The following is a 23,605-nucleotide window of genomic DNA, read 5'->3' as shown; positions in this document are numbered from 1 at the left end:
TGAAAATTATATAATGTCCTCTCTTCTAACCAAGGCCAAATGAATATGTGCAGCCATGTGATAACAATCAAGAGCTAATGCCTTTTTAAATGCGATTTCGGCCGCTTCTCCATCACCCAGCCCCAGCTTTCCTAAACCTATTAAGTAATTACAATGAATTTTATTACGCACCTTTAAGTCCTCTTCCCATATTAATAGATCCGGTAAAGAAATAGCAAAGTAATCTAACTTTACATCATCATCCATATGGGATTCTCCATAGTTTATTAAGTTATTAAATCGGTGGTTTGCTGCTACCTTGTCATCCAACTTAAGTAAAGCCATCCCTTGGTAAAATATGGTATCTGGTTGCTGATCGTTATAGAACATGGCAGGACTTGGATCGCTTAAACCTTCAGAAGCTGTTCTCCAACACGCCTTAGCCTTTTCAGGTTCACCTAATTTATCATACACACATCCCAACCAATAATAAATATTATTCTCCTGAGCACCAAACAACTTCCCTTCCCCTAAGTTATGCGGATAAACCTGAGCGGCTTCTAAATGTGCAATAGCATCTGAATACTTCCCTTCGCCAATGCATTGTTTAGCCAATTCTATATGTACTGTAATATACTGAAAAGGCACTTTACCTTCCCCGCCTTCCCAAGGATGGAATTGCCGTTGCTGAATATGACTTAAAGCAACCTCATGATCACCTTTAAAGTTATTTAATGTTACCCATTCCAAATACAGGTCATCACGAGATTTTACTAACTGTAAATTGGCTTCCAATAGTTCCAGACGCCCTTCTACAGAAACGTTTAATTTTTTATACAATTGATCTAACTCCATTAACAAACGGGCATCTTGACCATCTAACCGAAAAGCCTTCTCTAAATGCATCCGTGCCCGTGTCTTTTCGTTTGTTTTATTGAAATATAATAAGGCTAGATTACGATGACATATGGCATTAGCCTCATCTAAAGCAATTGATTGTTCCCAGCATTTCTGAGCTTCACCGTACTGCTTAAAAGCGTACCAAAAATTACCCAAGTAATAAGGCGCCATAGCATCCTCATGATTTTGGCTCATCGCTGCCTGTAACACGATTACTTCTTCCAATCGGTTTGGAAAACAATAATCATTAGGCATTTTTGAAGCCTTTACATAGTGCGCTTTAGCTGTTTCTATCTCACCTTTTTGTTCGTAATACCAGCCTAAAAAATATCTTACCATAGGGTACACCTCTACTTTATCTTCTAAATGAAGTTGCAATAAGCTAATGGCTTCTTCAAACTGACCGGCCTGTGCATAATCCAAAGAAAACTCGATATAATTATGTGGATTATCACGTAATAAGTTTTTTAAATGCAATAAATCATCTTGACTACGACTCAACAAATGCTTCTCATAAAGTACCCCAAAATTAAAATTATCAATTGCTAAAGAGTCTTCAACTAACCTATTGGCTTCTTGAACATTGCCCAATTTTCTTAACAAGATAACCTTTAGGTGGCGGGCTTTGTGATTATGCCAATTTTTGATGAGTGCCCTATTAACCAATTCCAAAGCTTTACCGTCATTTCCCTTACAACAATCTATTTGAGCCAAATTAAAGTACCCTGCATCTTGCCAAGCGGCATTCCAACAGGCTTTAAAAAAGGCTGCATACGCTTCGTCCTTTCTATCAAGGAAATTAAGTGCTAAACCACGATTAAAATACGGTTCGCCATCGTACGGATTAGGGTTTCGTTCTGTTAATGTTTCAATAGCTTTATCAAAATAAACCAAAGCCTCTTTAAACTTAGCACGCTTTAAATACCAAAGTCCCATAGCATTATTACAACGTACGTCGCCGGGTTCACGAGAAAGGGCTTCCAAATAATATGCCGTAGGATCGTAAGTAGCATGTCGGTATTGTTCCAAATGCAGCCCTCTTAAATACAACTGTTCGATACTTTCTATCTCATCTGGTTGTTTAGCTGCTTTAGCCGGCTCGGGAATCTCATTACCCTTTGCCATCTCAGGTGACCAAGACACCAAAACGTTTCCTTTTGCATCTGTTAGTGTTGCTATTAAATCTTCGTATTTGGTATCTTCAATAGGAATGACTTTTTCAAACCCTTGTTCTGGACTTAAGTTCTTTATTTCCTCAAAAAATAATACTTTAGGCGTTTTAAGCACTACTTTACAATTGTTATAAACCGCCGTTACATGAATCTTTAGTATAGCTTGTCCGCTTTCAACTTCTAGATTCAACAAGGCTTCTTTGGTCGCATTCTTTACAACACCAACATTGTAGTAGGGCATGAAATACTGTTTAAAGCTTTTTTCTTCGTAAGGGTGCATCCAGGAAAAATCTGGTTGATTATCGGTATACACACCACACATTAACTCTATATAAGGACCGTCTTCGTCGGTTAAATTTCTATCCCATGCTCTTCCAAAATCCCCGTTACCCCATGTCCACTGCTTTTTGCCTGGTGATATGTGGTGATCGGCCACATGTAACAAACCGCCTTTGGTATCTTTTTCGTAGCCACCAACAAAATCATAGTCGGATGTAATCGCCATATAAGAAGTTGGCACTGGGATATTTTTATAGCGTGAAATATCAGTTCCGGGACTATAATCAACTTTATAATATTCGCCCTTGGCTATAGGAAATTCTGAAACGTCACGCTTACCGTGATCGAAAACAGCATTCACATCGGGCGGGAACACCGATTGGTAATGATCGTTTACAGCAACCGCCGGATTGGCCCACCACAAAAAGGTTTGCGGATGCGGTGTACGATTGTATAACTGAGCCTTTATCTCTAAATAAGCCTTATCAGGATACAAGGTGAAACCAGCCATACCTTTTGTTCTAAACATGCGCTCTACCTCACTAACCCAAATAGTTTTACTGCCATCTTCATTTTCTTCAATATAAAAATCAGTTGGATCGTAAGTACTCGGACGGTGGTGCTGTGGCCAATTAAATTCGATACCTCCAGAAATCCAAGGGCCAGTCAACCCTACCAACGCAGGCTTAATAACCTGATTGTAGTACACAAAATGGCGTTCTCTTATTTTATCATAAGCCATCTGGATGCGCCCTCCCAAACCAGGGATCACCATAATTTTCACATACTCATTTTCAATAAAAACAACGTCCCATTCCTTATCTGTCTTTTCATCACTTATCGATTCGATTACAGGGTGCGGGTATACCACACCACTACTGGCCTGATACACACGCTTATCGAGAAATACGGGATACTTTTCAGGTTTACCAACTTCATAGGTTGGTATCACAACCTTGTCTTTCCAAGCCTTTACTTCGCTCATTTTCTAATTACGTTAATTTATTCTTGATTTTATATTTATGCAGTACCTTTAATTATTAAATAGACCTCTAACACTTTCTGCTGTCAATGCTTCTTTGGGATTAAATTGCTCGCTTAACATATATTTTTTCACACTATACAGCAACTGCCTAGCCTCTGGCCTATCTTTCAAATCGGAATGCAGATCAATACCACTAAACAACAATTTACCCTTACCTACTTTAGCTTCAAAAATTAAGGCCAAGCGCCTGTTTGTAAACCAATCGTCTATGACCCTTACTATAGGTTTTAAATTTAAAGAAAACGCATCCAAAATAATGGCGTTAGAATGACTCATAGCATCCCACCATTGCCAATTGGAATGGTATTCAGTTGGAAATTCCGCCAATAAAGGATGCTCTGGATTACACAAAACACCTAAAGTATGGGGCTTTTGACCTCTGGTCCAGGCTGTATTCCAAAAAATACTGGAAAATCCAACGCCTATGGCACCTCCCATTTCGGGTTTTATAGTTCCTTGTTTTGGACTCAATAAAACCTTACCGCCATTTATTAAATATTCAAGCGTCCCTGCATCCAAACCTTTAACCATTCTCATAGTCTCTGTACTCTCTATTTCCTCTAATTCTAACGGATAGACCCAAACATCCCAACTATTAAAAAAGCCTTCCACACGAACCGTTAACGTCAGTTTCTGAGGACTTTTTATTCCTTTTAAGTCAACTTCTACCGTCCCTAACTTAAAACCATTTCCTATCGGGATGTTGGTTATTTGAAAATCCCCTTCAGAAACAACACGTTCCATATTGGAAAGCTCCCAAGTAACTTTTGGATTGTTTAATGCATCACTACCAAAATGAGCTATTTCGATGAGGGCTGTAAAAATTTCATGATTATTAAAAACACGCTTTTCTAAACGAGCAAGAGGCACCGTTTCATTACAAAAGCGACTGTATTCCTCTGGTGTTATATACCCTTTTTCCTCCCAAAAAGCATCCAAAACACCAACCAAAGCCGTACCTTGTCCTGGAAAATCGTGTAAGTCCAACAACTGAAATCCCGCAAAATTCCTGGTTCGCAAAGCAGCTTCTATATCTGCTTTATAACACAAGGCTTGTAGTTTCCCCGAAGCCAACAAAAAACTATCAGCCAGATGTCCCATATGGTTTTCCTCCAAAGTCTCTTTAAATATTTCAAAGTTTTTGGCTTTTAATACACCTGTATATTTTTGAATTTCTTTAAAGTTAGGATAAGCACACCACTGCCCTATTTCATGACTTACATATGGCATGGGCGTTTTATTAATAATGTCGTTGTAGTCAAATACAGTTTCAGGAGGTCTGCTATTAATCACACTCCTTAATCCCGCTCCCCATCCTTGAATACGAGGTGCTGCATTATTATAATAATCTTGATTTTCTATATAGGGCCAACCTGCACCACCAGTATAAACTCTACGATTATCCAAATCCTTAAAATGAGAAACAAATTCACTTAAATATGCTTTTTGATTTTTACCTCCAGGCTCATTACCATAAGCCATCATAACAAAAGAAGGGTGATTACCATATGCGTCCAAGATACATTCAGCTTCCCTATACAACCACTTGTCTATTGGCAAACCATTACCTATCGATGAACTCACATTAGCCCAACTGGACACCTCCACCTGCAAATAAACCCCCAATTGATCTGCAGCTTCAAAAGCTGCTTCTGGCGGACACCAAGAATGAAAACGCATATGATTCAACCCATGCGCTTTGCAAACGTTCAAAATCCGTTTCCAAGTTTCTACATCTGTAGCCGGATACCCAGTTTTAGGAAAAATGGCACATTCCAATGTCCCCCTTAAGAAAACAGGTCTTCCATTGATTGCAAAACGAGTACCATCTACTTTAAATTCACGCATTCCAAAAGTCACTTGCTCTGTATCCGTTCCTAATGGAGATTGCAAACTAAGATCCATTGTATATAAATTCGGGGTAAACTCATCCCATAGTAATGGCTTATCCCCCATGAGATAATCTATTTCAAATTGACCAACTGTATCTATGGTTACTTCCTTACTTATTACACCAAGTGACTTCATTTGGTCGGCCGATTCTTTTACCTCCAACTTAAGTTTACATTTTTTAGAATCGCCTGTATAGTTATTGATTCTTGCAGCAACTTTTATCATCTTGTTTACAACGTCTGGATATACCCTAACGTTATCCAAGAACAACTTACCCCGCTTTGTTAATTGTATTGTTCCTGCAATTCCATTCCAATTACTCTGCGTATGATCTGTAATACTATGCGAATTTAACCCAGGGTCAATATCGTGAATACTATTATCAATACGAATAGATACAATATACTTCCCAGGCTTTAAATCTGTTAATCGGTATACATGCGGCGTACCCAAGCTATTCTGCTTACCAACATAATTACCATCAACCCATACCTGGGTTTCCCAATGAGGACGCTCCAATCTCAACTCTACAACCTTGTCCTGCCATTCAGATGGAACTACAATTTGTTTTTGATACCATGCAGCCCCTACATAATGTATTTCTGGTTGCAGCCAAAAAGGTATCTTAACATTTCCTGGTTTTCGGTATGCAGCATATTTACTGGACTTAAACCAAGCACTATCAACTATTTGCCCTGTCCACTTTGTATTTACAGAAACCTTGTCCCCCTTACCGTTTTCAGCCATAGATCCAGGTAACATAACTACATCTTCAAATACCTGTACATACCATTTTTCAGAAACACCTACATCTAACGAATCCATTTTAAAATGCCATTCTCCAGACATATCCAATGACTCAACATCACCATTTACACACGAAAACAAGCATACGCCCAACATAACCATAACGGTTTGCGTCAAAATTCTCATAATATTATTTTTAAGCTATTGTTGTGAATTACTTTTACAAACTCTTTTTCCACACCTCATAAACAGCGGTCATCTCCTCAACTATTTCTGGGTATTTATCACTTAAGTTATTCTGCTCTCCCGGATCAGTTTCCAAATTATACAGGTAAGTACCGGCATCTAAATGAATGGTTCTAAAATGATTGTCCTGTTTTACAACATGCAACTTCCACTGACCTTTTCGAACAGCCCATTCTTTGCCTGTATCCCAAACCAAATTTTGATGATGCTTACTTTTTGGATTGTTTATTAAACCTAAAAGGTTCTTTCCATCTAATTTCAATTTACCTCGTGTTTTAGAAGCTATTGCCGTTAAACACGTTGGCAGTATATCCATGTGGGAAACAGGTGCATCAATAACCTTAGCTTTCTTTATCTTTTGCGGCCAACTCATGGTAAACGGGGTGCGAATCCCGCCTTCGCGTAAAATATATTTATGACCATTCAATATGCCGTTATTCGCATAAGTATTTTGAGAGCCCCCATTATCAGATATAAAAAAGATAAGGGTATTATTCCATTTTCCTGTTCTTTTTAAAGCCTCCAACACCTTACCTATGTTATCATCCAAACAGGCCAAGTTAGCCAAGTACCGCTTGCGGCCATTAGGGTCCACTTCCTGTAGCCAACAGGTACGGGCATGGTAATCTAAAAACGGTTCTTCTTCAGGATTCCACTCAGGAAACTTTTCAATACCAAAACGCTCCAAATATTTATCTGGCGCTTGATATATAGGGTGATGAACGGCGTTAAATGACAATTCCATAAAAAATGGCCTGTCGTCTTTTTTTCCTATTTGCTTTACCGCTTCATCTCCAAAAATATCGGTAGTATAACCTTCAAAATCCTCTTTAGTCCTGTTTCGCCACAAAGGCCCAAACTGGGACATCCTGTCATCGTCAGGGTTTTCCACCCAATCATCAGTTGCTTTTAATTTAAAATAATCGTGGCGATGTGCGCAGAACCCCAAAAACTCCTCGTAGCCATGATTCAATGGAAACTCACGATATGTCAACGGATCTTCAATTTTTACATTGTTATCCAATATATCCGCATAATGAGTTTTTCCTATTTTTACTGTTCGATATCCTTCATTCTTTAAAAACTCAGGTATTGTTTTAACAGAATCAGGAAATATCTTTCCCCCATAGTAAAAAGTTTCCCAACGTTCTTGATAACTTCCTGTTATAATCCCTTGACGCGAAGCATTACAAACTGGAGCCGTTGCATAACCATTAGTAAAACGCACACCATTTTCTGTAATTTTATCCATATTAGGCGTAATAGCATCTGGTGCACCTCCATAAGCACTATAATCTGCATAGCCCTGATCATCTGTGATAATAAGAAGTATGTTAGGTTTCTCTTCCATATATTCTACTTCTTGACAAGATAGTAGCATATGGATCCCAATCGTAAAGAAGACTATTCTAAGCAACATAATGAATACTATTTTTCGGTTAATTCTACTTCAATTTCTTCCAAACTCTTTCCTTTGGTTTCCGGCAAACGTTGTTTTATGAATAAAAACCCGAGTACACATATTAAACTATAGACCCAAAAAGTACCATAGGAACCTAATAACTCATTCAAAATAGGAAATGTAAACGTGAGGATAAAGGAAGCTACCCAAAGAGAAAATGTTGCAATTGCCATAGCAACCCCACGTAATCTATTAGGAAATATTTCTGAAAGCACCACCCAGGTAATGGGCGCAAGGGACATGGAATATATAGCTATGGACGTAATCACCAAAACCAATACGGGCCAGCCTTTAAATTCAAAATAATAAGCAGCGCCCAAAACAGCATATACTACAGCCAATCCAAGAGCTCCAAATAACATTAACTTACGACGCCCCCAACTATCAACAGTTCGCATGGCCACAAAAGTGAATATTAAATTAACACTTCCGGTAATAACGATATTGAACAACATATCCCCAACACTATAACCTGCTGCGGTAAAAATTTCCTGAGCGTAGTTAAAAATAACATTGATTCCGCACCATTGCTGAAATATAGCTAGGACAACTCCTATAATTAAAATAGGTAATACCTTAGGATTTTTAAGCTCTGCTAAAGAAATATGCTTTTCAGCTACATTTTGAAACGACTGTTGAATATTCAACATTTCATTTTTAGCATAGGCCACACCTCCAATTTTATTTAAAATAAAACCTGCCCTATCCACCTTATTTATTTTAACCAAAAAACGTGGACTTTCTGGCACTAAAAACATAAACAAAAAGAACATTCCCGCTGGCACCAACTCTGCCCAAAACATAATTCGCCACCCCATTTGGCCATTCCATGATACTAATATTTGTTCAGCATCCAACGAATCGGCTATAGGTTCGGCTATCAACCAATTAATAATTTGAGCAGCCAGAATCCCTATAACAATAGTTAACTGATTAATAGCCACAAAACGCCCCCTAAACTTTGCCGGTGCAATTTCTGCTATATACATAGGAGACAATGTAGACGCCAAACCAATACCTAAACCACCTATTAAACGATACCAAATAAATGGTGTAAATGCATTTGCATAGCCCGTTCCAAAAGCAGATATAATAAATAACAATGCGGCTAGTATTAAAGATTTTTTTCGACCTAATCTATCGGCAATAAATCCTGATAACACAGCGCCAAAAATACAACCTATAAGCGCACTGCTCATCGCCCAACCTTGCATTGCGGGTGCATTAGCTATATCAAAGTAGAGCTCATAAAATGGCTTAGCGCCACCGATAACAACCCAATCGTACCCAAATAGCAAACCTCCCATAGCCGATACAAAAGCTATAGACAATATATATTTGAAATTAAATTTTACCGTATTCATATATTCAGTTATATAGTTATTGAAGTCAACTCGATTTTTTTATCACTCAAAAGTTTCAGCCAAATTAATCCTATTTTTCCATTAAAAACATAGACAAATACAAGCATATACATGGACAATATTATTTTATTCAAAACCAAAGTGCTTGAATGCAACACATATGCATTAAACAACATTAAAAACACCAAACAAAACCTTTGATACACTACTAAAACAAGGCTATTTTTAATATATAAGATTAACAAACAACATATACATTAAACCCATTTATATTTGTACAGTTTTTTTAAACTTAAAATAGATATCTTATTTTTGACAAACACAAATTGACAATCAAACACCTAAACTCCTTACTTTTAACACATTCTCAACAATAACTCAAAAAATCAACACTTTGTTCAAATAAAATAAAAGTCAATTTAAAACGAAGCTATTATCACTATAAAACAGCCAAATCACATACTACCAACAAACATGGACGAATACACTTTAAAAGAGGGTTTTTTAGGACAAAAAATGATTGTCCTCCCAGATGCTATAAAAAACAGGGTTAAAAACAACCCTATATCGGGCAATTTCTACGTTACAGATCTTGGTTATTTCCCCAAAGCACACCACCACTTTAGAAAACGCAAAAAAAACCATGGGGACTATATTTTTATCTATTGTACAGAAGGTCGCGGGTGGATTACAGTTGAAAAGGAAAAAATAGAAATCTTCCCAAACCAATACATTATCATACCAAAACAATTGGCACATAGCTACAGTGCATCTGTCGAAGATCCCTGGAGCATTTATTGGATGCACTTCAATGGCTCCATTGCAGAAGACTTATACCTAAGATATAAAACAACTCATGAAAAAAGTGAAACGATTCCTTTTGTTGACCATCGCTTAAAATTATTTCATCAAATTTTCGATCTGCTAAAAAGCAATTACACCGACTACCAATTAGAATATGCAAACATATTAAGCTTAAACTTTATAAGCACCTACATCTTTAGCAAAATAGACATCCCTTTCACGCATCAAAATAAGGACAACCTCGTAGGAGCCATTATCGATTTTCTAAACAACAACATTAACAAAACGTATAAATCTAAAGACATTGCAAAAGAGTTTAAACTTTCGCCATCATACTTACATACCATATTTAAAAAACGAACTGGTTATTCACCAATTCATTTCTTTAATCTCAAAAAAATCCAAAAAGCCTGTGAATATCTTAATTTCACCGATTTAAGCATTAAAGAGATAAGCTTTAAAATTGGCATCCAGGATCCCTTGTACTTTTCAAGATTATTTAAAAAATACATGGGAACCTCCCCAAAAACATACAAAAACAACCAAAACCACAAATAATTAACCTAAACTTAACCTAAGATTTAGTAAATTAACCTGTATAGTTATTTTAGGACGAATCAAAAAAGCTACTCCTTCACCTTTCCTCCATATTTCCTTCACCTTTACTTCATATTAAAGGCATAGTAAGGGCACCACAGCACTTACCAAAACAAAACAATCCAGTTACCTCAGAGCAAGCCAATCTCGCCCTTAAAAAGCAACAAACTCATTCTAGCGAAAAATGCACTATTATTCAACGGATTACCCATACAAACACTTAGTAAAAATGTATTTCATCGTATTTTTTATACATTTCATGGATGATTTTTAATTTTTTTGTATTATATTCGTCCCGTATATAGATAAACTTATTAGCCATTTAACCAAAAACAAACACCATTAACAAATAAGCCTTTATCCATAAACAGATGTTAATTAATTCTAAAGTAAAATTTTATGCCCCTACAAAAGAATAAAAAGGTATTTCAACGAGTATTTTTGCTACACGTAGACGGTAGCCTTAATTTTACACATTCCCTCATAGAACTGGTTAATAGCACATTAAACTAAAGATTTTGTTGTCTTTTTGAAAAAAATATAGACGACTTAATATGTTGTGCAACGCCCTAAATATTAACTGATTATGAATAAGAAAATTACGTACACCAAAATTATTTGTACTCTATGTATATTGCTGTTTGGTAGCTATGTATTTGCTAACGGTATTTTCCCAAATAAAGCACAGCTCACAACAAACCCCTACACGCCTTATTATGGCGTTATTTCCGACTACGCGAATCTTATTAGTAGTGAAGCGGATTTAAAAACAATAAGCAACCTGTCCCTTATAGCAACTGCCCCTCTGGCTGATACTGCTGGTGATTACAAATCTAATGGAACCGGAGGAGGAGACTGGACTAACCGTAATTCATGGCTCTACTATGATGGTTCCTCTTGGGCTACACCAACAGCATTAATAGGTTATCCCGGCGAGAACGCAGGGACTAATGATGTTACTATTGAAGCTGGGGATACAATAAGTATTTTATCAGATCTATCTACTCAAACTATGGGTGATATTACTATAAGTGGCACACTAATATTAGGTGATGGTACGTCAAGTCAGCATACAACTACTTTAAGCACCCAGCAACTTACTATAGTCACAGCATCTCCTGATATTGGAAGAATTACATTTAACGGGCCAAAAGTTAGATTAAACTTACCAAGTAATGCATCTTTAATAATAGAACCTTCATCTTTAATTGATGGAAATTGCACAAACAATGACGAAATATACATAGACAATCAAAAATACGCAACATGTGTTGGTAGCGGCTCAACAACTTATTCTTTTGGAGAGCTGCTTGCCGCAGGTGGTTCTATTAATGCAGAAATTACAATTCCCCCATCAAATGATACAACTGAAGTTTGTTCCTTAGTTTCTTTAGAAGGCAATCATACAGGTTCTACTACAGGAACTGTCAATCATAAATGGAGCTTGCTTGACCCAGACGGAATTACAATTATATTAACATCTTCACTTTCAGGTAACACATCCACATCTAGTTTTACCCCAATAAAGCTAGGTGATTATCTTGTTTCATTAGAAGTTAGCGATGACGATTATACCAATGTAGAGACAAGGACGATTACAATAACCGTAGATGTTACAGACCCGACCATATCTTGCCCTAGCGATATTACCGTAAGTAATGATGCAGGTGCTTGTGGGGCCGTTGTTAACTATACCACTCCCGTTGGCACAGACAACTGCCCAGGAGCAACAACTGCCCGTACTGCAGGTTTAGCCTCTGGCGCAACCTTCCCTATTGGCGCAACCACAGTAACTTATGAAGTTACCGATGCCGCAGGGTTAACAGCAGACTGCAGCTTTACCGTTACTGTTAACGATACTGAAGACCCGACCATATCTTGCCCTGGCAGCATCTCAATTAACACTTCCGATGACGGTACCGGTAATTGTACGGTTAACTACGCAGTTGTTACACCTACCTATGGTGATAATTGTAGCGGTGTTACTTTATCTTGGACGATGACAGGAGTAGTAACAGACAGTGGAACAGGCCCTGTTGGAAGCTACACCTTTCCAATTGGTAAAACGACTATAAACTATACCGTAACCGATGGTGCTACTTTAACAGCCACTTGCTCTCAAGAAATAACTGTTGTTGATAATGAAGACCCGTCTATAAGCTGTCCAGGGGATCAAAATGTTAATTTCGATGCCAATTGCCAGTTCACCCTAGCCGATTATACAAGTATGGCTACAACTTCCGATAATTGTGACAACAATGTGGACGTGACACAAAGCCCAGCGCCAGGAACAACACAGTCTGGAGCTTTGACTGTAACTTTAACGGCAACGGATGATTCTGGCAGAACAAACTCCTGTACATTCAATGTCGTTCCATCAGATAATAGTGCACCCGTAGCCAATTGTAAAAGCATTACAGCAACACTAAGTGCAAACGGCACCGTAAATATTGCGGCCTTAGATTTAGATAACGGATCTACAGACAATTGCGGTATTGCTAATATGACCGTTTCCCCTAGTTCTTTTAACTGTGACGATGTAGGTGATAATACCGTAACATTTACAGTTTTCGATAACGCTGGACTATCAGATACCTGTACCGCTACGGTTACAATAGTAGATGATAAAGCACCTATCATGCAGTGTACAAATCATGTAGTCGTTATTGATGCCATTACAAGAGAAGCGACTATTGACGCTTCAGATATCGATAATGGTTCTAGCGATGCCTGTGGTATAGCTTCATTAACTGTTTCTCCAAATGTGTTTAACGAAGACCCCAATGGTAATGTATACACAACCACAGTAACACTAACGGCTACCGATGTTAACAACAATACGAATACCTGTACAGCAACTGTTACTGTTGAGCCACCTAAACACCAAGAAACCTATTTGGTTGGGGAAATTATAGACCCAATTCCAGATAATCCGCAACCACCTAGTGCGTTAATTGAAGCTACAGCTTGTCCTGGCGGATTAAATGAACCCAAAGACGTACAATTTAATTTACAGGCTATTGCTCCTTATGTTTTAAATGCTTCCGATGTTAATTATTGGGAATATTCAGATGATTATGGAGAAACATGGACTACAGCTAGTCCTAATGGTGCTGGCCAATTAACATATACCATGTATAACATTACTTCCGATAGATTTGTGCGTTTAAACATTACCGACAATTCAACTACTCCGCCTACGGTGAAGACCTCAGCAGAGGCCTATGTACGTTTCCTTCCTCCAGATGAACCTCCAATTGTAGTGAGTCAGTCTGCCCAAAGTATTTGTTTGGGAGAAAGCGTGACAATTGTTGCCGAAAGTTTCTTTGATCAGCCCAATGGCCAATTTGGAGAAGGCGGTGAGTTTAACTATGCACAACCCGATGGTTGGCGCGTTGATGGTCAAGATGGAGAATTTCCAGCTAGTGGAAATAACACCGAAGAACCTACATGGAAAGAATCTAACTCAAATAGCACCAATAGAGACTTTAGCGGTATAAATTATGATACTGATGATAATTCAAAGTTTGCCATGGCAAATGGTGTAGGAAACTATACCACATTAGAAACTCCTGTATTTAGTACTGTGGGCATGACATCTAGTGAAGCTATCTTAACTTTTGATACAAGTTTTTATTTTTGTAATGGGGGTTATGGTGAAATTTGGCTATCCTTTAACTCGGGGAACCCTGGCACTTATACTGTTAAACTAGATACAGTTGAAGGATATGATTTAGATTCAACAGTTGGAGGTACCACCACAACAGGCGTAGAATTATCAACAGGCCCAGGAAACAAATGTTTAGGCACGACTAAAACAGACCCTAACGCTCCAAGACTGAAAACTGCTACTGTAGATTTAGGGGCTTATGCAGGATTATCCGGATTGCGTATAATGTTTGTGTTTAATGGTAGTACAACAGACTGCGGAATAGTTGATGATACCACTTTTCCTGATAATATTCCTAATGACGGTAATTGTAAAAGTAATAGCAACCCAAATATTCTAGCAAGCGGTTGGTTAATAGACAATGTTGGCTTTGCTTACGCACAAGTAGATGATGAACTGGAATGGACTGATGAAGATGGTACCGTGATTCAAAGTGGCACAACTTTAACAGTTACACCACAAACTCCTGGACAAAGGGAATATGGTGTAACCACTTTAGTAAATGGTTGTAGAACCGATAATGACGCTGGAACCAATTACGTAAACGTAAATACAAGCTTAGCCTATGCAGGTCAGAACTACACACCACTAAACAGTGAGTGTGGAGAAAACGCCTTACAGCTAAATGCTTACGACAATACCAGAAATGCAGCTTATAACTATAATAAAGGTGCTTGGGAAACCAACTTGTATGTGGTTCCCGCCGGACTTGATCCAGTAGATGCCAATAACACCCCACAACGCTATATAGGTACAGGTGTAACAGGACTATGGTCTGTTTTACCGGGAAGCACGAATACCTCTTGTGGTAGCTCTGCTACATTTTCTGACCCTAGCAGTCCTGACGCTATTTTTACTGCCGACCCAGGTACTTATACCTTACGCTGGATGCTTCAAGATGGTAGCGGTTGTTATGATGATATCACGGTAACAATAGTAGATTGTCCAACCATTGATTTCGATGGTACTGACGACTATGTAACCTTTAAAAATAACTATAACCTAGATAACGCTAACTCCCCTAACGGCTTTAGCATTGAAGCATGGGTGAAGCCTAATGCCGTAAACGGCACAAGAACGGTTTTCTCAAGAAAAGATGCCGGAGACAACACCAACGGATATGATTTAAGCATTGTTAACGGACAAGTACAATTTAATTGGTATAACGGTTCTGGTTCTGGATCAGTCACCACTGGAGGCGATACGATCGGCACCGACAGATGGTATCAATTAGCCCTTACTTTTGACGGAACAACATATACATTGTATGTAGATGGTATTGCATTAGGCACAAGTGCTGGTAGTGCACCTGCTGCTACAGCCGCTAATATAGAAGCCCTTTTAGGCGCAATGGATCAAGCTCCCCCCAATGATCCTACAAATTATTACCACGGTTGGGTTGATGAACTAAAGATATGGAACAAAGCCATAACTGTTGAGCACATCAGGCAGATGATGAACCAAGAAATAGAAGCATCTGGAGCCGATGTATCTGGTGTTGTTATTCCTACCAAGATTTATGGCCCCGATTACGACAATAATGGTACCGAAGACGACCTGCTACTCTGGAGCAATCTTATGGGGTATTACCGTATGAATGTTGCTTGTGGTGATTTAGCACCTTACGTAGGCGTAAGTGGTAGATTAAGGAATATAACCACTAGTCAGCAACAAACCGCCCCACTACCCTATACCACGAGGGTTGGAAACCAAACTTGGAGCACTGATAATACTTGGACCTATTTTAGTGTTTGGGATACTCCAAACAGTAATGGAATTAATGGAGACCCTATCGATTGGAATATTGTAAGCATTTCACATAATGTAACAGCTAATTCTAAGGATTTTGTTGTATTAGGTCTACTAGTTAACTCTGGCGAATTAACCGTAACGAATTCAGGTACACAAGATGAAACCAATAATGGGCATGGTCTATGGGTAACACATTACTTAAAACTAAATGGTATCTTAGATTTAGTTGGCGAATCACAATTAGTACAAAAGCGGTATTACGTTAGCGGAGCGACAAGCCAATACAACGAAAGTATTTTAGATGTAGATAGTGGTGGTTACTTAGAACGCGACCAACAGGGCACCAATAATCCGTTTAACTATAATTACTGGGGATCGCCTGTAGGGCCACAAACGATTGGATCTAATAACAACCCAAGAAGTATAGGTGGCATTATGCGTGATGGCACTAATACGGATTTACCTAAAACAATAACCTGGACAGCAACCTATACCGCTCCTGCCACAGATCCAATATCTATAAGTACGCGATGGCTCTATGCTTTCGAAAATTATACCACTAACACATATGCCGCTTGGCGACAGGTAGGTAGCGGTAGTACGTTTAACGCTGGACTCGGCCACATCATGAAAGGAAGTGGTAAAAGCTATGTTCCTGGAACTGAGGCAACACAAAATTATGTTTTTATAGGCAAACCTAATAATGGTACGATAAGCACACCTATTACTGCAGGAAATGAATCCTTAGTAGGTAACCCTTATGCTTCTGCCATCGACTCTAAAGAATTTCTTATTGACAATGGCCCTAGTGGTACAAACAGCATCTCTGGCGCCTTGTACTTTTGGGAGCACTACGTAGGCAACAATACCCATGTTTTAAGAGATTATTTAGGTGGTTATGCTGTTTTAAATTTCACTGGTGGTATTGCAGCTACAACCCCACCCCCTACTGCCGAAGGCTATATTATTGCTGGAGGAGCCGGAACTAAAATACCCGAACGTTATGTGCCTGTAGGCCAAGGCTTCTTTGTTAAAGCAATCACCACAGCTTATGGTACTGGAAATGGTGGACAAGTTGTATTTAAAAATAGTCAACGTGTTTTCCAAAGAGAAACAGTAACTGGCATTAACGATGGTTCTATTTTTATAAAACCAGGCAATACCAAAGGAAAAAACAATAAACCTCCAAAAACAAATAATATCTATGATGATATAAGCCGTTTAAAGATTAACTTTAAAACGCCTGAAGGCGCTAAAAGACAATTGCTCTTAGGTTTTACACCTGACGATAGAGCAACCGATGATATTGACTATGGATACGATGCGCCCAAGTTTAATGAATTCCCAAATGATTTGTCTTGGGATATAGACAACAAACCTTACGAAATCCAAGGTGTTGGTTCTTTTGACGATACAAAACAATACCCTTTAAGACTTACTTTAACGACTGGAGGTGAGGTAGCAATCAGTTTAGAAGCTTTGGAAGGCTTTGCCCCTAGTACCAAAGCATATATTTACGATTCGTTATTGGGTACTTATTCAAAAATAAACAACATGCCTTTTGAAACAACTTTAGATCCAGGAAATTATCTAGACAGGTTCTTCTTAACCTTCGCTAAAGATAATAACGCACTATCTGTTGCAGATGAACAGTTAAACCAAATAATGGTAAACTACTTAAGAAACAGTAAAGAGATTTACATTAATACACCTAATGGTGTGGACATAAAACAAGTTTTATTAATTAACATGCTTGGACAAACTGTTAAAACATGGCATCCATCAAACGCGTCTTCGTACTCTAACGAAATGAAAATACCGGTTAACAGCAGTATATCTGATGGTAGCTATATAATTAAAGTTACTACTTCTTCTGGAACAATGAACAAAAAAGTAATTATCAATCAATAATATTTTATTGAATAGATAAACTTAAGGAGGTCGTCTAAAAAGTAATTTTTAGGCGATTTTCTTTTTTGTGATTTATCGTGAATAATGGATAAAGAGTTTATGTAAGTTTGAGTGCCAAATCTGTGATTTGGTGTATCGAAAACAAATAAATTCCTTACTAAAAGTACTTCTCAATAGCTCTACTGAGCATCTCGATAAACTCGATACGGGCTTTGTCGAAGTACTAAATTCTTCCAGAATTTCACTCGAAAGAGACATTATGGCTCTTAAACATTATTCACTTAATTTATATTCTAACGGAAACTAGTATACTTTGATATTATAACGTACGAAGCAAAAGTTGTTAAGCTGTCTTATAAATCTTGATTAAAAAAACCTGAATTCTATTTTAAAACGATTGATTTTCAATCTATTGACTAATTTTGTTATGAAACTATGTTCATTCCGAACCAGAAACGGGAAGAAATCCCATTATTTGTGTGGAGCTGCAAGATTTCACGTCGCTCGTCGCCCGTCCTGTCGAAAATAGCAAACCACGGCTATTTGATGTTTTAACTTTTAATAATCGAATTCAAATCAAAAAAAATAAGTTTAAACTTACATTTAATTACATTTCATCGATTATTATTGTATTTCATAGATATTTTGTATTTTTTTTTGTATGTTTGATCCAGAAACCAGAGCCACCAATAACCCTGAATCCGATGAAAGCAATTACCAATTTATGTGTATTACTAATATTATTTGCAACTGTAAATAATTATAGTACCAACAATTCGTCACAAAAAGGATCTTTAGCCTATGCCTTCGATAATATCCAGCGGGTACGCATTGATTTTACAATGCCCAATGGCTATGTAAGACATCTCATGATAGGATTTACGCCAGACAATGCCGCAACAGATGGTGTTGACTATGGTTATGATGCTTTAAATATGGATACCTATCCCGACGATCTAAATTGGATGATAGCAAATGAGCGCTATGTCATTCAAGGCGTTGGGAATTTTGACGACACCAAAAAATACCCTTTGGGACTTTTTTTAACAAATTCGGGAGATGTAAAAATTGATTTGGACAGGCTAGAAAATTTTGAAACACCCATCGACGTTTTCATTTACGATGCTTTGCTGAGCACTTATACAAAGATCAATGAAAACAGTTATGCTAATACTATGGCTAGTGGCGAATACCTAAATAGATTTTACCTTGCCTTCAAAGAAGATAATGATCCTGGAATCTTTGCTAAGACACTAACCACAGAAGAAGTCTCTTTAAAAAATACACAAATCCGTTATTTAAATAACACTAAAGAGCTATACGTAAATACCAACAATACGTTCAATATTGAAACAATTACTATATTCAATATTCACGGACAAAAGCTTTCGGTTAGTCCTAGAATAAACAAGTCAACTGTTAAAATCCCTTTAAATTCTATCAGAACAGGACACGGCATAGTTAATATTACAACTAATCATGGTTCGGTAGCGAAACAAATTCTAATTCAATAAATACCCCCTATCAATAAAAGACAACCAAAAAGCCTTTCATATTTTTAGTAATATTTTAGTTAGTTACCCCAAAACCTAGCACCATACTTAACCTACATTTACCAAAGTCCTAAAGCTTGATTTAGGACTTTTTTATTTGATTTATTAAAGCATCTAGGTCGAGTGTAGACTGTTCTCCAGACACCATATTTTTTAAGGTAAACTTATTCGCTTGCATTTCCTCTGCGCCTACCAAAATAACAAATGGAATTTGACGTTTATTGGCATGGTTCATTTGCTTTTTCATTTTAGCACTATCAGGGTATAACTCAGCATGAATACCGCTCGCCCTCAACTGCTTAATTGCTTTTAGACTAAACAAAGCCTCGGCATCACCAAAATTTATAAATAAAGCATCAACAGATTTCGCAACTGTTTCGGGAAACAGCCCTAAAGATTCTAAAACCAGGTAAATTCTATCCAATCCAAAACTAATACCAACACCACTTACATTTTTTAATCCAAAAATACCTGTCAGGTCGTCATAACGACCACCGCCACCAATAGATCCCATTGCTACTGTTATAGGAGCAGCTACTTCAAAAATAGCCCCGGTATAATAATTTAGCCCCCTGGCTAACGTAACGTCCAATTCTAAAACTGCTGTTTCCAGACCAAGCGCATTGATTGCCGTATCGATAAATACTAATTCTTCAATTCCCTTGATCCCTTCTCCAGAAGATGCCAAGATATTTTTTAACGTCTTTACCTGTTCATTAAATGTACCTGAAAGCGAAAATAAAGGTTGTAATTTATCAATCCCACCTTGCGGGATACCCTTGCTCAACATTTCCTCCTTTACGTTTTCTTCACCAATCTTATCCAATTTATCTAGTGCTACGGTAAAATCAATCAGTTTATCACCAGCACCAATTACCTCTGCAATTCCAGACAGTATTTTTCTGTTATTTATTTTTATGGTAACGCCTTCAAGTTTTAATGCCGAAAACACGGTATCATATAATTGTATAAACTCGACTTCTTGCCATAAAGAATCAGATCCTACCACATCGGCATCGCACTGGTAAAACTCTCTAAAACGCCCCTTTTGAGGCCTATCGGCCCTCCAAACAGGCTGTATCTGGTAACGTTTAAACGGAAACTCGATCTCATTTTGGTGTTGAACAACATAACGCGCAAAGGGAACCGTTAAGTCGTAACGTAGGGCTTTTTCTGAAATTTTTGGTGTAAGCTTTGTCGAATTTTTTTCTGAATAAATCGTTTCATCAATTTTACCCAAAAAATCTCCAGAATTCAAAATCTTAAAAATCAGGCGATCTCCTTCCTCTCCATATTTCCCCATTAGGGTATCTGAATTCTCAAAGCTTGGCGTTTCAATAGGCTGAAAACCAAATGTTTCAAACGCCTGCTTTATTGTGTTAAAAATATAATGTCGTTTTGCTACCTGTTCTGGATTAAAATCTCTAGTACCTTTAGGAATACTTGGTTTTTGAGCCATAATAACTTCCTGCGATGGCAGGAACCTTTTTACAATTAATAAAATAGTTTAAAAAGCGGATTCCACACTTGCTGCGGAAACCATATACTTTTGTTTTACACAAAAATAAAGAATGAAAGCATCATTGCGCACTTTTTCACAAAAAAAGCGAGGTTATACTATTTTCAACTTCATATAAAATATTCAGCTTGCTAATTAATTTATTAACTTATCAAAAAAATTAAATAGATCGCCTTTTGTTATAACTGCGCCTTGTTGGATAAGTTTAAATTTATCCAGATTTCTATCGTCAGTATAATCTTTTTTGGCCTGTAAAAACTCCACACTGTCATCCATCAAATTTTCACGCAGCCAATTATACCCTTCGGTTGTCGTTAAATCTTTATCTACATTAATCTTAACGGCAATAACATGCATATTATCATCATTCAAGCTAAATAAATGCATTTGGTTAGGAGATATATGCTCTAGGTATTTTGCTGCATTTAATGCACCCTCCCATATTAAATCACTAAATACGTCTAATTCCATTTCTGCCATTTCCGGTTTATTGGCTTTAAGGTTTACCCATTCGTCTGCTGTAATAGACTGGGTTGCCAAAAAATTAATAAACTCCTGGTGCAATTCTTCAAACTGTTCTTTTGTAAGTCTACTGTACTTCATTACATTTTAACTTTAATCATTTCTAATTGAAGCATAAAATTCGCAAATAAATAAAAAAACCGTTTAGAATTTATCTAAACGGTTTAGTCTTTATAGGCATTTAAAATTAGTTTGCTTGTGCAACAACTTCAAATTCTAGATCGACAGATACTTCTCTATGTAAACGTACAATGGCATTGTATTTCCCTGTACGTTTAATGTTTCCACCAATCACATTGATAAACTTTTTATCGATATTTTGACCTTCTTTTTCCAAAGCGGCAGCAACATCAATGTTATTTACAGATCCGAATAATTTATCTCCAGATCCTACTTTAGAAGCTATTTTAATCTCTAATGCTTTTAATGCTTCAGCAATTTTATTAGCATCATCAATAATCTTCTTTTCTTTGAAAGCTCTTTGCTTTAAGTTCTCAGCCAATACTTTTTTAGCCGAAATTGTTGCTAAAATAGCTTTTCCTTGAGGAATTAAAAAGTTTCTACCATAACCGTTCTTAACCGTTACAACATCGTCTTTAAATCCTAAATTTTCAACGTCTTGTTTTAATATAAGTTCCATAGTTATGCTTATTTTATTTCAACAAATCTGCCACATAAGGCATTAATGCCAAATGACGTGCTCTCTTAACGGCAACAGACACTTTTCTTTGATACTTTAATGAAGTTCCTGTTAAACGTCTAGGTAAAATTTTACCTTGCTCGTTTACAAATTTCAATAAGAAATCAGGATCTTTATAGTCTATATATTTAATACCAGACTTTTTGAAACGACAATACTTTTTAGTCTTGTTTGTTTCGATGTTTAACGGAGTTAAATATCTAATTTCTCCGTCTTTTTTTCCTTTAGATTGTTGTTCTATCGACGACATAATTAAGCTTTTTGTTTAAGTTTATCTCTTCTTCTCTCTGCCCAAGCCACAGCATGCTTATCTAACTTAACCGTTAAATATCGCATAAAACGCTCGTCACGTCTAAACTCAACTTCCAGTGCATCAATTGCTTCACCAGACACAGTGTACTCAAATAAGTGATAGAAACCACTTTTCTTGTTTTGAATTGGGTAAGCTAATTTTTTTAAGCCCCAATCTTCTTTAGCTACCATCTTAGCCCCTTTAGAAACAAGAAAATCTTCATATTTCTTTACTGTTTCCTTTATCTGGTCTTCAGATAAAACGGGATTTAAGATGAAAACAGTTTCATAATGATTCATAATTAAACCTAATTTATTATTAAAAATTGGGTGCAAAAATAACCATATATTTCCTATATTGCAAGCATATTCCAAACAATTATGCTGTAATGTTTTATATGTTAAAAATATGTTAAAACAAACACTTTATCGATGATTTTTGGTTTTTAGCCGAATTTTTTGTACTATTGTCGATATCTTAACCGAAATATTAAAATGTTATGACTTTAAACTGTGTAGTAGTAGACGACTCCGCAATACAACGTCTCTCGATAGTTAAGCTGGTAGAGAACCACCCTTCACTTAATTTAATCGCAGAGTACAGTAGTGCATTAGAAACCAAAAACGGGTTGAATACGCACAAAGTTGATTTAATCTTTTTAGACATTGAAATGCCAGTGTTAAATGGGTTTGAACTTTTAGACGTATTAAACAACAAGCCTCAAATTATCTTTGTAACCGGTAAAACCGAGTACGCTTTTAAAGCATTTAATTACGATGCTACCGATTATTTACACAAACCAATTACAAAAGAACGTTTTAACACTTCTGTTGAAAAAGCCTTAGAACAGCATCGACTAACTTTGGATTTCAACGAAGAAGAAGGCGAGCACATTTTTGTAAAAAGTAATCTTAAAAAGCGAAAGGTTTATATTAAAGATATAAAATGGATTGAGGCTTTGGGTGATTATGTAAAACTCGTAACCGAAGAAACAAGCCTTGTAGTATTATCTACAATGAAAGCGTTTGAAAAAGAATTACCAGAAAACAAATTTTTGAGAATTCACAAATCGTATATAGTTAACCTAGACAAGATAGATAGGTTTAACAGTAAAAATGTTGAAGTTGGCGCTTACGAGATTCCTTTAAGCCGGAACAAGAAAACCCAACTTGTAGATGCTTTAAATAACATTTAAACC

At 37.0% G+C, this 23,605-nt stretch carries 13 protein-coding genes; 4 read left to right on the top strand and 9 right to left on the bottom strand.

All coding sequences use genetic code 11. From position 1 onward, the window contains the following. Nucleotides 1-6: 6 nt before the first annotated feature. From JF259_RS03430 to JF259_RS03415, 4 genes are read right to left on the bottom strand one after another with little or no spacing between them, the layout of a single operon-like run. Nucleotides 7-3,315, bottom strand: a complete 3,309-nt coding sequence (locus JF259_RS03430; RefSeq protein WP_199113354.1) for a DUF5107 domain-containing protein — start codon at nt 3,313-3,315, stop codon at nt 7-9. Nucleotides 3,316-3,363: 48 nt separating this feature from the next. Then, the gene (locus JF259_RS03425) at nt 3,364-6,201 is read right to left on the bottom strand and encodes a sugar-binding domain-containing protein (protein WP_199113352.1); all 2,838 of its coding nucleotides are present in this window, start codon (nt 6,199-6,201) and stop codon (nt 3,364-3,366) included. A gap of 34 nt (nt 6,202-6,235) precedes the next feature. Next, complete coding sequence (locus JF259_RS03420; RefSeq protein ID WP_199113350.1) at nt 6,236-7,681, bottom strand: sulfatase family protein; 1,446 nt, start codon at nt 7,679-7,681, stop codon at nt 6,236-6,238. An 8-nt stretch (nt 7,682-7,689) separates the two neighbouring features. Then, nucleotides 7,690-9,087 (bottom strand): sugar porter family MFS transporter, encoded by a 1,398-nt coding sequence (locus JF259_RS03415; RefSeq protein WP_199113348.1) that lies wholly within the window; start codon nt 9,085-9,087, stop codon nt 7,690-7,692. Nucleotides 9,088-9,561: 474 nt separating this feature from the next. Here JF259_RS03415 and JF259_RS03410 point away from each other — a divergent pair, with 474 nt between their 5' ends. From JF259_RS03410 to JF259_RS03400, 3 genes are all read left to right on the top strand, one after another. Further along, nucleotides 9,562-10,449, top strand: coding sequence for an AraC family transcriptional regulator (locus JF259_RS03410; protein WP_199113343.1), 888 nt, complete (start codon nt 9,562-9,564; stop codon nt 10,447-10,449). Nucleotides 10,450-11,074: 625 nt separating this feature from the next. Next, nucleotides 11,075-17,821 carry an HYR domain-containing protein gene (locus JF259_RS03405; protein ID WP_199113342.1) on the top strand — a complete coding sequence of 2,249 codons (6,747 nt, stop codon included), beginning with the start codon at nt 11,075-11,077 and terminating at the stop codon, nt 17,819-17,821. 704 nt (nt 17,822-18,525) lie between these two features. Then, on the top strand, nt 18,526-19,335 hold the full coding sequence (locus tag JF259_RS03400) for a T9SS type A sorting domain-containing protein (protein WP_199113341.1): 810 nt from the start codon (nt 18,526-18,528) through the stop codon (nt 19,333-19,335). Nucleotides 19,336-19,456: 121 nt separating this feature from the next. Here the strand turns inward: JF259_RS03400 and hisS are convergent, their stop codons facing one another. From hisS to rpsF, 5 genes are all read right to left on the bottom strand, one after another. Beyond that, a complete protein-coding gene (hisS, locus tag JF259_RS03395; protein ID WP_199113340.1) occupies nt 19,457-20,833 on the bottom strand; it encodes a histidine--tRNA ligase in 1,377 nt (458 codons plus the stop codon). Between the two features lie 195 nt (nt 20,834-21,028). Continuing rightward, nucleotides 21,029-21,496, bottom strand: a complete 468-nt coding sequence (locus tag JF259_RS03390; RefSeq protein ID WP_199113338.1) for a DUF6495 family protein — start codon at nt 21,494-21,496, stop codon at nt 21,029-21,031. Between the two features lie 106 nt (nt 21,497-21,602). Then, the gene (gene rplI, locus JF259_RS03385; RefSeq protein WP_199113336.1) at nt 21,603-22,055 is read right to left on the bottom strand and encodes a 50S ribosomal protein L9; all 453 of its coding nucleotides are present in this window, start codon (nt 22,053-22,055) and stop codon (nt 21,603-21,605) included. A gap of 13 nt (nt 22,056-22,068) precedes the next feature. Continuing rightward, nucleotides 22,069-22,365, bottom strand: a complete 297-nt coding sequence (gene rpsR, locus JF259_RS03380) for a 30S ribosomal protein S18 (RefSeq protein ID WP_188650437.1) — start codon at nt 22,363-22,365, stop codon at nt 22,069-22,071. A 2-nt stretch (nt 22,366-22,367) separates the two neighbouring features. Continuing rightward, nucleotides 22,368-22,706: a 30S ribosomal protein S6 gene (rpsF, locus tag JF259_RS03375; RefSeq protein WP_199113334.1), complete on the bottom strand. Its 339-nt coding sequence runs from the start codon at nt 22,704-22,706 to the stop codon at nt 22,368-22,370. Nucleotides 22,707-22,906: 200 nt separating this feature from the next. On the opposite strand from rpsF, the gene JF259_RS03370 reads away from it, so the two are divergent. Continuing rightward, nucleotides 22,907-23,602 (top strand): LytR/AlgR family response regulator transcription factor, encoded by a 696-nt coding sequence (locus tag JF259_RS03370; RefSeq protein WP_199113332.1) that lies wholly within the window; start codon nt 22,907-22,909, stop codon nt 23,600-23,602. Nucleotides 23,603-23,605: the final 3 nt, after the last annotated feature.

Source organism: Snuella sedimenti, from assembly GCF_016428595.1.
Lineage (GTDB): Bacteria > Bacteroidota > Bacteroidia > Flavobacteriales > Flavobacteriaceae > Snuella > Snuella sedimenti.
Note: the sequence above shows the minus strand (reverse complement) of the source record. Positions and strands in the feature narration are given on the sequence as shown.